At 55.3% G+C, this 12,028-nt stretch carries 13 protein-coding genes; 12 read left to right on the forward strand and 1 reads right to left on the reverse strand.

Annotated features, from left to right (window positions below):
- The first annotated feature begins 62 nt into the window (after nucleotides 1-62).
- Nucleotides 63-809, forward strand: coding sequence for a KaiC domain-containing protein (locus A3L08_RS02555; protein WP_088853548.1), 747 nt, complete (start codon nucleotides 63-65; stop codon nucleotides 807-809).
- Between the two features lie 23 nt (nucleotides 810-832).
- Nucleotides 833-1,336 (forward strand): hypothetical protein, encoded by a 504-nt coding sequence (locus A3L08_RS02560; protein ID WP_088853549.1) that lies wholly within the window; start codon nucleotides 833-835, stop codon nucleotides 1,334-1,336.
- 2 nt (nucleotides 1,337-1,338) lie between these two features.
- Here A3L08_RS02560 and speD read toward each other — a convergent pair whose 3' ends face one another.
- Nucleotides 1,339-1,758 carry an adenosylmethionine decarboxylase gene (gene speD / locus A3L08_RS02565; RefSeq protein WP_088854870.1) on the reverse strand — a complete coding sequence of 140 codons (420 nt, stop codon included), beginning with the start codon at nucleotides 1,756-1,758 and terminating at the stop codon, nucleotides 1,339-1,341.
- 340 nt (nucleotides 1,759-2,098) lie between these two features.
- Here speD and A3L08_RS02570 point away from each other — a divergent pair, with 340 nt between their 5' ends.
- From A3L08_RS02570 to A3L08_RS02615, 10 genes are all read left to right on the forward strand, one after another.
- Complete coding sequence (locus A3L08_RS02570) at nucleotides 2,099-3,013, forward strand: protein translocase subunit SecF (protein ID WP_088853550.1); 915 nt, start codon at nucleotides 2,099-2,101, stop codon at nucleotides 3,011-3,013.
- The gene (locus A3L08_RS02575) at nucleotides 3,010-4,533 is read left to right on the forward strand and encodes a preprotein translocase subunit SecD (protein WP_088853551.1); all 1,524 of its coding nucleotides are present in this window, start codon (nucleotides 3,010-3,012) and stop codon (nucleotides 4,531-4,533) included. The genes A3L08_RS02570 and A3L08_RS02575 overlap by 4 nt, the downstream gene beginning before the upstream one ends.
- Complete coding sequence (locus A3L08_RS02580) at nucleotides 4,533-5,225, forward strand: potassium channel family protein (protein ID WP_088853552.1); 693 nt, start codon at nucleotides 4,533-4,535, stop codon at nucleotides 5,223-5,225. The genes A3L08_RS02575 and A3L08_RS02580 overlap by 1 nt, the downstream gene beginning before the upstream one ends.
- Before the next feature lie 146 nt (nucleotides 5,226-5,371).
- Nucleotides 5,372-5,683, forward strand: coding sequence for a V-type ATP synthase subunit H (locus A3L08_RS02585; RefSeq protein ID WP_088853553.1), 312 nt, complete (start codon nucleotides 5,372-5,374; stop codon nucleotides 5,681-5,683).
- Between the two features lie 2 nt (nucleotides 5,684-5,685).
- A complete protein-coding gene (locus tag A3L08_RS02590) occupies nucleotides 5,686-7,692 on the forward strand; it encodes a V-type ATP synthase subunit I (RefSeq protein WP_088853554.1) in 2,007 nt (668 codons plus the stop codon).
- Between the two features lie 21 nt (nucleotides 7,693-7,713).
- The gene (locus A3L08_RS02595) at nucleotides 7,714-8,202 is read left to right on the forward strand and encodes a V-type ATP synthase subunit K (RefSeq protein ID WP_088853555.1); all 489 of its coding nucleotides are present in this window, start codon (nucleotides 7,714-7,716) and stop codon (nucleotides 8,200-8,202) included.
- A 35-nt stretch (nucleotides 8,203-8,237) separates the two neighbouring features.
- The gene (locus A3L08_RS02600) at nucleotides 8,238-8,849 is read left to right on the forward strand and encodes a V-type ATP synthase subunit E (protein ID WP_088853556.1); all 612 of its coding nucleotides are present in this window, start codon (nucleotides 8,238-8,240) and stop codon (nucleotides 8,847-8,849) included.
- A gap of 5 nt (nucleotides 8,850-8,854) precedes the next feature.
- Complete coding sequence (locus A3L08_RS02605) at nucleotides 8,855-9,955, forward strand: V-type ATP synthase subunit C (RefSeq protein WP_088853557.1); 1,101 nt, start codon at nucleotides 8,855-8,857, stop codon at nucleotides 9,953-9,955.
- Complete coding sequence (locus tag A3L08_RS02610; protein WP_088853558.1) at nucleotides 9,952-10,260, forward strand: V-type ATP synthase subunit F; 309 nt, start codon at nucleotides 9,952-9,954, stop codon at nucleotides 10,258-10,260. The genes A3L08_RS02605 and A3L08_RS02610 overlap by 4 nt, the downstream gene beginning before the upstream one ends.
- 5 nt (nucleotides 10,261-10,265) lie before the next feature.
- Nucleotides 10,266-12,023 (forward strand): ATP synthase subunit A, encoded by a 1,758-nt coding sequence (locus A3L08_RS02615; protein WP_088853559.1) that lies wholly within the window; start codon nucleotides 10,266-10,268, stop codon nucleotides 12,021-12,023.
- Nucleotides 12,024-12,028: the final 5 nt, after the last annotated feature.

Consider the following 12,028-nt stretch of genomic DNA (forward strand, 5'->3'; position numbering starts at 1 on the left):
TTTTAAGAACCTCGGCGTTAGAGTACAATGGTAACGAAAGGTAACTAAAGGGGGTGACGCTCATGATCAAGAGAGTGAAGACGGGAATTCCAGGGATGGACGAGATACTCCACGGAGGAATCCCGGAGCGAAACGTTGTCCTGCTCAGCGGCGGTCCCGGAACGGGAAAGAGCATATTCTCACAGCAGTTCCTGTGGAACGGCCTCCAGATGGGTGAGCCCGGAATATACGTGGCCCTTGAAGAGCACCCAGTTCAGGTCAGACAGAACATGGCCCAGTTCGGCTGGGACGTCAGGAAGTACGAGGAAGAGGGACTCTTCGCTATGGTTGATGCATTCACAGCGGGAATCGGCAAGAGCAAGGAGTACGAGAAGTACATAGTCCACGACCTCACTGACATTAGGGAGTTCATAGACGTTCTAAGGACGGCCGTGAAGGACATTGGAGCTAAAAGGCTCGTCGTTGACTCTGTAACGACCCTCTACATAAACAAGCCCGCCATGGCGAGGAGCATAGTCATGCAGTTAAAGAGGGTTCTCGCTGGACTTGGCGTCACGAGCATCTTCGTCAGTCAGATAAGCGTTGGCGAGCGTGGTTTCGGCGGGCCCGGAGTTGAGCACGGCGTCGACGGCATAATCCGCCTCGACCTCGACGAGATAGACGGCGAACTCAAGCGCTCGCTCATAGTCTGGAAGATGCGCGGGACGAGCCACAGCATGAGGAGGCACCCCTTTGAGATAACTGACAGGGGGATAATCGTCCACCACGACAAGGTCCTGAAGAGAGGGGGAATTGTCGAAACCGAGTGAAAAGCTGAAAGGAGGTGATGGAGATGGAGATTCCGCTGAACCCGATCGGAAGGGAGGAGATACACAGGCTGGAGAGCATACTCCTCTTCGCGACGCTCTTCAGGCCGGAGGTCATAGAGCTGATAAAGGATCCGGCCGAGAGGCTCACCTGGGTTGACAGCTTAGCGGTTGCCGCTGGAGCGATAGCCAGGGAGAAGGCTGGCATGACCACCGGTGAAATAGCAGAAGAGCTCGGCAGGACCGAGCAGACGATCAGGAAGCACCTCAAGGGCGAGACGAAAGCGGGCCAGCTCGTCAGGGAGACCTACGAGCTTATAAAGCAGGGCAAGCTTGACGAGCTCGTCAGGAACATCGAGATATTGGCCGGCGGCGGAAAACTCGTTCCGGAGGAGGAGTGCAGGAAGCTCGAGGAGAGAGTCAGAGAGCTTGAGGAAGAGAACCGCGAGCTGAAGGCCAAGGTCGAGAACGTCAGGAAAATCCTCAGCGACACGCTCGAAAGGGTGAAGGAGATAGAAAAGCTGCTTTGAATTCACTGCCCGTTTCCGTTCTTTCTCAGGGCCTCTTCCCACGTCATTATCATGTGGGTGTAGGTCTCGTCGTCTTCCTCGATTCCGCGCTTTATCTCGCTGACGTGGGCGTACTTGGCCCTGAACTTCTCGAGTATGTAATCGACGGCCTTTTCCGGGTCTGCCTTGGTGCCGCAGGTGTAAACGTCCAGAGCGGCATAGCCCTTCTCCGGCCAGGTGTGAACCGAGATGTGGCTCTCCGCGACGATTACGACGCCGCTCACTCCGGTCGGCGAGAACCTGAAGAAATAGCTCGATTTGACCTCCATGTTGCTTACCTTCGCTGCCTCGAGGAATATCTGTCTTATCTTGTCAGCGTTACTGAGAACCTCGGGATCGCAACCGGCCGCCTCAACAACGTAGTGAAACCCGATCGTCTCTATCTCGCTCATGGCTCTCACCTCTATCCCAGCTATAACCAACCCTTTTTAAAGTTAAGCCCCGAAGCGGAGAGCTGTGAACGGGCCGTTTTTCTGTTGAACTGTTTCGGCTGGGCCTGAAATGGATTGAGCATAGATTTACTGGCCGTTATTGAAATTTTCCGAGAGTTCCTAACCAATTCCTCTCAATCCAAGTGTGAGCCTTTTTTCATCGAAAAAATGCCTGCCGAACCCCCGTTAATCGCGCTCACCGGTGGCTATTTTTGGACGTGAACCACTAATTTTAAAACCCGCACTTCTAACTAACGACAAGTCTTGCGAAAACTAACGACGGGGTGAAGCTATGTCGAAGCCCAAGATCAAGGAGAAGCCCACGGCCAGTGATGCCGTCAGGGCAAGAAAACGGAAGAGCTTGAGCTTTCTGGCTCAGATGGAATACAGGAAGATGATTTTGTACCCACTGGTGGTATTTCTGGTGGCTCTTATCATTCTCGCGGTTCACTTCCCCAGGCTGGGGATAGACCTGCGCGGCGGTGTGGTCGTTACAGCCTACGGCGTCAGCGCCAATCCCGACCAGCTGGCCAAGGATCTCAGCGGAAAGCTTGGGGTCGAGGTCAGAGTGGAGAGCTTTACAGGAGTTGACAACAAGGGCGTCAGGATCTACGCACCCGTCGGCACCGATCCAACTGGGATAATCAGGATCATGAAGGAGATGTACCCTGATGCTGAATACACCCACAGTGAGGTCCAGCCCACCTTTGGAGAGATATCCCAGAAGCAGGGCCTCAGGGCCGTAGCACTGGCTTTCGTGGCAATGGCGGTGGTGGTCTTCCTGTTCTTCAGGGACCCGGTTCCGTCAATGACGATAATATTCTCCGCCCTCTCGGACATGACAATCGCCCTGGCACTCATGGGGCTCTTCGGGATCGAGCTGACCACCGCGACGATAGCTGCGCTGCTGATGCTCATAGGTTACACCGTTGACAGCAACATACTCCTCACCACAAAGCTCCTCAAGAGAAAGGAAGACACCGTCGACAAAGCCTACCTATCCGCGGTCTCGACGGGATTCACAATGAGCACGACCACCCTCGGTGCGCTCCTCGTCCTGTGGATCATCTCCACCAGTCAGACCATCGACAACATAGCCATAGTCCTCATCTTCGGTCTGCTGGCTGATTTCATGAATACGTGGGTGCTCAACGCAGGCGTGCTCAAGTGGTACATCTCAAAGAACCCAAGGGGTGGTAGCGCATGAAAAAGAGAACCAAAAAGCTCCTTTTCAACTGGAGGATCATACTGCTCATCCTGTTCCTCGTCGGCTCAATAGCCACCCTCGCGCTCAAACCGCTGACCTTTGGAATAGACATCTCCGGCGGTGTCGCCCTCGTTGCGCAGACCGAGCACCCCGTCGACAGCGACACGATGCAGCTCGTCGTTGATTCGCTTCAGAAGAGGCTGAACACCCTCGGAGTGAGGGACATAACCATCGAGGCTCAGGGGAACCAGATAGTCCTTGTGAAGGTCGCTAACGTCAGTACCGAAGAACAGGCCAACCAGATAAAGGCCGTGATAGAGAACCAGGGCGTTTTCTACATGGAGTTCAACGGCGAGATATTCGGCACCGGTAAAGACGTCGAGTACGTTGGGATCTACCAGATAAAGTCCGACAACAGCTGGGCCGTCCCGTTCAGGATTTCTAAGGCCGCCGCCGAGAAGTTCGCGAAGCTTGCCGAGGGGAAGCCCGGCTGGCCGGTTGACATGTTCCTTGATCCCCCCGTCAACTCCCTCATGGTGGTTCCGGACAACATCTACAGACTCATGAACAGCACCGAGTTCAATGCCCAAGCCCCCAACGCCCCGACCCTGCTGGAGAGGATTACCAAAGCGTTCAACATAACGGTCGTCACCTACGCCAACCAGAGCGCGGAGGAGATAGCTAAGCTCGCTCAGGGTAAGGACAAGATAGTTCTCATCAACGTTCCACAGGAGCTCCAGACCGAGCTTGAGAACATGAACCTCACCGTCCGCTACATCCCCGGTGAACCTGGCGTGAGCGACCGCCAGATTATCATTAAGGCCCTCGGCCTCTACGGTCCCTACTCGCTCGGCGAGGGTCTCGCCTCCGGCCAGCCCCAGCAAGACGTCCAGATCACAGGAAGTGCCCCCGACAGGCTGACCGCCGAGCGGGAGGCCAGCACGATATACACCGTCCTCAAGAGCGGTTCGCTCCCGGTCAAGCTCAACGTCGTTGGAATGGAGTTCATCTCCCCGCGTCTCGGGGAGAACTTCAAAACCCAGGCCCTCTACGCTGGACTTGCGGCGCTCATGACGGTGCTCATCATAATCTACTACCACTACCGGAACTGGAAGATAGCTATCCCGGTGGCGAGCACCAGCCTCTTTGAGGTTATCATAATCCTCGGCTTTGCGGCACTGATCAACTGGAACCTCGACCTCCCGAGCATCGCGGGTATCATAGCGGCTATAGGTACGGGCGTTGACCAGCAGGTCGTCATAACCGACGAGCTCCTCAGCGGTGAGAGGAGCGAAAGAATAACCAGGCGCGCCAGCGTGCTGAAGAGGATGGGGAGGGCGTTCTTCGTAATATTCGCCTCTGCAGCGACCACAATCGCGGCCATGAGCTTCCTGCTGGTGTACTTCGTCGGAACGCTCAAGGGCTTTGCATTCACGACAATACTGGGCGTCCTCATTGGAATACTCATCACCAGGCCGGCCTACGCCGAGATAGCCAAATACCTACTCGGTGAGGACTGATGTTCGTCGTGATAATGGGTGCCGGGAGGGTCGGCTTCCTCGTTGCCAAAATGCTCGAGGAGGACGGCCACGACGTCACCATAATCGAGATGAACAAAGAAAGAGCGAAGGAGCTCTCCCTCCTCATAAACGGCCTTGTAATAGAGGGCGATGCCACAGACCCAAAAACCCTTGAGGAGGCCAACATCAAGCAGGCTGACGCCTTCGCCGCTTTAACTGGTAAGGACGATGCCAACCTGCTCGCCTGCATACTGGCGAAGCACCTGAACCCGAAGATAAGAACCTCCCTCAGGATAGGCAATCCCAAGAACCGGAAGATATTCGAGGAGGTAACCGACCTCAAGAGGTACTTCGACTTCGTCATCTCCCCCGAGGAGATAGCCGCAGAGTACATAAGCAGAAACATCGTAACACCTGGCTTCGACAGGGTGCTCTTCCCGAAGGAAGGGGCAGAGATAGTCCGCTTCAACATCGACGATAACAGTGATGTGGCCGGAAAGCTCGTGAAGGATTTGAAGCTGCCCAAGGACGCCCTCATTATAGCCATTTACGACGAGAAGGGCAACCTGATAATTCCGTCTGGGGATACGAAGCTCCCCGAGAAGGGCCAGGTTATCGTCTTCGCCAAGAACAACGCTCTGGAGGGCGTGAAGGGTCTTCTCGAGAGGAAAAAACACGACAATGAAAGTTAACATAAGGTTTTCTTCAAATTTTATGCCCATTTCTGTTCTTTCTCCACAATATTTTGAATCCGGGGCCAAAAACTATTTAAAGTGATTAGGAAAGCCAAAATCGACGTGCAGAGGTAACCTGTTTTAGGGTCATTGGGGGGCTAATCATGGAGGACGTCATCAAACAGATTGTTGACGCTGAAAAAGAGGCCGAAGAACGCATCGAGAAGGCCAAAGAGGAAGCCAAAGAGATAGTTCTCAAGGCCCGCGAGGAGGCCAAGCTCATCGAGAAAGAAGTCATCGAGGACGCTGAGAAGCAGGCCCGGATCCTCATTGAGAAGGCCCGCCTTGAGGGTGAGGACGAGGCGAAGAAGATTCTCGAAGAGGGTGAGAGAGAAATAGATGAGCTCAAGGTGAAGGCCACCAACAACCTTGAGAGAGCCATTTCTGCAGGCATAGCACTCGTGAGAGGGAGCTGACTATGTTCAGGCCCGAAGAGATGGTAAAGATTGAGGTCATCACGCTCAACCGCTACAAGGACAGCCTCCTCACGTATCTCCACGAGAACGGAGCGGTGGAGATAAGGGAGCTGGACGTCAAGACAGCTCAGAAGGACTCCCCCAACGAGTACCACAGGAAAGCGGCATCGTACAGCATAACCATTTCGAGGCTGGTCGACTTTCTCAAGGCCTACAGGAGGAGCACCGGAGGAGGCATAAAGGAGTTCATCTTCCCCCAGGAGAGAGTCAAGAAGAAGTACCTCTACGAGGGCATCGAGAAGCTCATAAAGGACGTCGAGAGCTTTCTGGCTCAAGTCGAGCCAGAGATAAAGGCAGTTGAAGGCAAGATAACCTCCACCCAGACTGAAATAGAGAGGATAAAAGGCGAGATAGCCGTCCTCGAACTCCTGACATCACTCAACATCGATGTTTCTTACCTCAGATCCACCGACATGCTCGAGATAGTCGTTGGGACCGTTGACAGAGACAGGTTCAGGCCTCTAATGGAGGAAATCCTGAAGGCCACAGGGAGAAGGGCTGTAGTCGTCTCCAAGGACTTCAAGGATAAAATTCTGGCAGTCTTCGTCTTCCTCAAGTCCGACTACGAGAAGGCCAACCCAATACTCGCTAAGTACTCCCTCGAGAGGATTGAGATTCCAGAGGGGAAGGGAACCCCGAAGGAACTCATCCGCGAGTACGAGGAGAAGCTCAGGGCAAAGGAGGAAGAGCTCGAGAGCGCCAAGAAGGACGCCGAGATGCTGGCAGAGAAATACTACGATGACGTCGTCTTCTACCAGGAGCTTATGGAGAACGAGCGCGATAAGTCAACCGCCCTTCCGATGCTCGCGAGGACCAATATGACCTTTGCCATGACCGGCTGGCTCCCGAGGAGCGAGGTTCCAAAGGTTCTCGAGGGCATCAAAAAGATTACAGAGGGCAAAGCCTACATCAACATCCGCGAGCCGAGTGAGGATGAACTCGACGACGTCCCGATAAAGCTCAAGAACCCTGGCTGGGCCAGGCCCTTCGAGATGCTCACCCAGATGTACGGCGTTCCGAAGTACAACGAGATTGACCCGACGCCGATAATAGCGTTCACCTATTCGTTCTTCTTCGGCTTCATGCTCACTGACTTCCTCTACGGTCTCATCGTTGGAATAGTTGCCGCACTACTGGTCAAAGGACACAAGAAGTTCAACGATGGAACCTACAAGTTTTCCTACACGCTCCTCTGGAGCTCGTTCTTCACCATGGCCATGGGTGCCCTCTTCGGCAGCTTCTTCGGGAACGCGCTGGACATAGCGGGCGCGGCCCTGACAGGGAATCCAGACTTCCAGATGTGGCGCATAGCTGACCCACTCAGAGACCCGATGTTCGTCCTCATGCTTGCCCTGGCCGTTGGTCTCGCCCACCTGTTCCTGGGGTATACCATCGGCTTCGTTGTCAAGTGGAAGAACGGCGACAAGAAGGGAGCTCTCTTCGATCAGCTTCCATGGATGCTCGTAATACTTGCAATAGCCCTGTTTGCAACAGGAAAGGACGTCCCGGCCTTCGTTAACTCCGCCAAGGCACTCTTCGGAATCGGCCTCGTGATCTTCGCCATCGGTGAGATATTGAACAACGGCGGACTAGCGGCCCTGATGATAATCTCGGACTTCTTCGGTTTCGTGGGGAACTGGCTCAGCTACGCCCGTTTAATGGCCCTTGCACTGGCGACCAGCGGAATAGCGATTGTCATCAACGTCCTGGTTCAGATGGTCTGGGGAATCAAGTTCCTTTACATAGGCCCAATAATTGGCGTGATTTTGTTCTTTGGAGGGCACCTGTTCTCCACAGCCATCAACGCCCTTGGTGCCTTCGTTCACTCTCTCCGCCTTCACTACGTGGAGTTCTTTGGCACCTTCTACTCCGGGGAGGGGAAGCCCTTCGAGCCCTTCAAGTCCCGGAGGGAGGTGTCGGAGGTAACGCTTAAGGTTGAAAACGCATGAAAAGATGGAGGTGTCTGGAAGATGGACCCGATAGTTTACGTATCCCTTGGAGCCGCCCTCGCGGCGGGAATAGCAGGTATAGCTTCGGCGTTTGGTGTAAGTGCAGCAGGTGCAGCAGCGGCAGGAGCTGTGGCTGAGGACGAGAAGAACTTCAGGAACGCCCTCATTCTTGAGGGCCTGCCCATGACCCAGAGCATCTACGGACTCATCACCCTGTTCCTGATACTCATGAGCGCTGGGATCATTGGCGGTGGCTTTAAGTTCGCCGACCCGAACAACATGGACAACATCGTTAAAAGCGTCATACTCTTCAGTGCCGGCCTCGTAGTCGGCCTCACCAGCCTCTCGGCCATACCGCAGGGTATCATAGCCGGAGCCAGCATCGGTGCCGTCGCCAAGAACCCGAAGACCTTCACCCAGGGAATCATATTCGCCGCTATGGCCGAGACCATGGCCATCTTCGGTCTCGTCGGTGCCCTTATCATGATAGCCACCGGCGTTGGCTTCTGAGCTCTCTCCTTTTTACAGCCTGAGGAGGATTGAAGATGGAAGGGGCAGAGCTTATCATTCAGGAAATAAACAGGGAAGCCGAGCGGAAGATACAGTACATACTCAGCGAGGCCAGGGAGGAGGCCGAGAAGATTAAGGCCGAGGCCAGAAAGAGGGCCGAGGCAAAGGCGGAGTGGATACTCAGGAAGGCCAGAACGCAGGCGGAGATAGAGAAACAGAGGATAATCGCCAACGCCCGTCTCGAGGTCAGAAAGAAGCGCCTTCAGATCCAGGAAGAACTCATTAGGGAGGTCATAAAGGCCCTCCGCGAGAGGCTTTCTGAACTTCCGGAGGAGGAATATTTCCCGATGCTCGTTGACCTCGCCGCCAGTGCCGTCAAGGAGCTCGGCGCCGAGAGCGTCGTCGTCCGCTCCAACGAGAGAACCCTCAAGTTGCTCTCCGAGAGGCTCGATGAGTTCAGAAAGGAGCTGGCAGAGAAGCTCGATGGGGAAGTTGAGATAAGCCTCGGCGAGCCGATAAACACCATTGGCGGACTCGTCGTCGAGACCCTGGATGGGAGCGTCAGGGTGGACAACACCTTCGAGGCGAGGATAGAGAGGTTTGAGGGCGAGCTCAGGGCCGAGATAGCCAAGGCTCTCTTCGGGTGAGGGCAATGGAACCAGAAGCGGTGAGCGGAATCCTCAACACTACCCTTGCAGTGGTGTTCACGTGGGTGGGATACAAGACGGCCAAGATGATTTGGAAGTACACCCCCTATTCGTACCCCAACGCCAGGATAAAGGCGATGGAGGCAAAGCTCCTCACGGAGCAGAGGTTCAACGAGCTCGCGGAGAGCAAAACGCTGCAGAACTTCGTGGTAAGCTTAGAGGACACTGACTACAGGAGCTACTTCGCCAACCTCTCAAGCTACGACGTTGAGTCCATAGAGCGGGCCCTTGAGAAAGCACTCGCGGGGACCTACGAGCTGATGGCCAAGATCCTCCCGAAGAGGGTCAGCCCGTTCTTCAGGCTTCTATTGGAAGAGTGGGACGTCAGAAACATAACAAGCGTCGTCAAGGCCAAGCTTGCAGGAGAGCCGGCGACGGACTACGTGGTTGAAATCGGAACCATGCTCCCAAAGGTCAAGGCCATGGCAGAGACCAAGACGATGGAGGAGATGCTCGTCATACTCGAGGGGACACCATACGAGGAGCCTTACCAGAGGTTGTACCTCAATGAGATAGACGTCAGCGCCTTCGAGACCGAACTCTACAGGATGCACTACGGCAAGCTGCTCGAGTACGCCCTCTCCAGGAAAGAGGACGAGAGGGTTATCCTAGAGGAGTTCGTCAGGCTCAGGATAGACAAGCTGAACATACTAACCGTCCTCAGGGCGAAGGCCGCTGGAATGTCCGCCGAGGAAATAGAACCAATGCTCATCCCTGGGGGAAGCGTTAGGCTCGATCCGCTCCTTCACATCGACGATCTGAGCATGGCCCTAGCAGAGCTTGATTCCACCAAGTACGGGCAGGTAATCAGGGGCGTTAGAGAGGAAGTCGAGAGGGACCTCGGGGTTCTTGAGAAGGCCCTCGACGGCTACATACTCGAGAGAATGAACGAGCTTAACAGGTTCTACCCGCTGAGCGTCGCCGTTCCGCTCGGATACATCCTCCAGAAGGAGAGGGAAGTGAGGAAGCTCAGGGCAATAGCCAAGCTGATCAGCGACGGCATTCCACCGGAGAGGATAAAAGAGCTTGCAGGTGATGTAGCATGAAGATAGTCGTGCTCGGAGACAGGGACACTGCCCTTGGCTTTAAGCTGGCTGGCGCCCACGAGGTTTACGCATTTGACGACACCCCCCTTGAAATAGAGAGGCTCAAAAACAAGCTCAAGGAGCTTGTGGAGAGGGACGACATGGGTATCATACTGATAACCGAGGGGTTCGCCCGGAGGGTTGAACTCCCCGACGTTACGCTTCCAATCATCCTTCAGGTGCCGGATAAGTCCGGTTCAAAGCTTGGAGAGGAGACTATTAAGGAGATCGTTAGAAGGGCTATTGGTGTTGAGCTGAAGAGGTGAAGGAAATGGGGAGGATAATTCGCGTTACGGGTCCGCTCGTCGTTGCCGACGGCATGAAAGGCTCGAAGATGTACGAGGTCGTTCGCGTTGGAGAGATGGGTCTCATAGGAGAAATCATCCGTCTTGAAGGCGACAGGGCAGTCATCCAGGTCTACGAGGAAACGGCAGGTATAAAGCCCGGCGAACCCGTTGAGGGAACCGGTGCCTCGCTTAGCGTCGAGCTTGGTCCGGGCCTTCTCACCGCTATGTACGACGGTATCCAGAGGCCGCTCAACGTTCTCAGAGACCTGAGCGGGGACTTCATCGCGAGGGGTCTCACAGCGCCGGCCCTTCCGAGGGACAAGAAGTGGCACTTCACTCCAAAGGTCAAGGTCGGCGACAAGGTTGTCGGTGGAGACATCCTCGGTGTCGTCCCTGAGACCAGCATCATCGAGCACAGAATCCTCGTTCCCCCGTGGGTGGAAGGTGAGATAGTCGAGATAGCCGAGGAGGGCGACTACACCATCGAGGAGGTTATAGCCAAGGTCAAGAAGCCAGACGGGAGCATAGAGGAGCTCAAGATGTACCACCGCTGGCCCGTCCGTGTGAAGAGGCCCTACAAGAACAAGCTCCCGCCGGAGGTTCCGCTTATCACCGGACAGAGAACCATCGATACATTCTTCAGCCAGGCCAAGGGTGGAACGGCCGCTATCCCTGGCCCGTTCGGTTCAGGAAAGACCGTCACCCAGCACCAGCTCGCCAAGTGGAGTGACGCTCAGGTCGTCGTCTACATCGGTTGCGGTGAGCGCGGTAACGAGATGACTGACGTTCTTGAGGAGTTCCCCAAACTGAAGGACCCGAAGACCGGGAAGCCGCTCATGGAGAGAACCGTTTTGATAGCCAACACCTCGAACATGCCGGTCGCTGCGCGTGAGGCTTCGATCTACACTGGAATCACCATAGCAGAGTACTTCCGCGACCAGGGCTACGACGTAGCTCTGATGGCCGACTCGACGAGCAGATGGGCGGAAGCGCTCCGTGAGATTTCGGGCCGTCTCGAGGAGATGCCCGGTGAGGAAGGTTATCCGGCTTACCTCGCCTCAAAGATCGCCGAGTTCTACGAGAGGGCAGGTAGGGTTATCACCCTCGGAAGCGACGAGAGGATAGGCAGTGTTTCCGTCATCGGTGCCGTTTCACCGCCCGGCGGTGACTTCAGCGAGCCTGTCGTTCAGAACACCCTGCGTGTCGTCAAGGTCTTCTGGGCACTCGATGCTGACCTCGCTCGTAGGAGGCACTTCCCGGCCATCAACTGGCTGAGGAGCTACTCGCTCTACGTCGACGCCATCCAGGGCTGGTGGGAGCAGAACGTTGACCCAGAGTGGAGGAAGATGCGCGATCAAGCGATGGCCCTCCTCCAGAAGGAGGCTGAACTCCAGGAGATTGTTAGAATCGTCGGTCCCGACGCCCTGCCGGACAGGGAGAAGGCAATACTCATCGTCACCAGGATGCTCCGTGAGGACTACCTCCAGCAGGATGCTTTCGACGAGGTTGACACCTACTGCCCGCCGAAGAAGCAGGTCACCATGATGCGCGTCATTCTCAACTTCTACGAGAAAACCATGGAAGCAGTCGATAGAGGTGTTCCGGTTGACGAGATAGCCAAGCTCCCGGTCAGGGAGAAGATAGGCCGTATGAAGTACGAGCCGGAGCTTGAGAACGTCAAGGCTCTCATCGATGAGACTAACGCTCAGTTCGAAGAGCTGTTTAAGAAGTACGGGGCGTGATGCTG

It is taken from the genome of Thermococcus pacificus (assembly GCF_002214485.1).
GTDB lineage: Archaea > Methanobacteriota_B > Thermococci > Thermococcales > Thermococcaceae > Thermococcus > Thermococcus pacificus.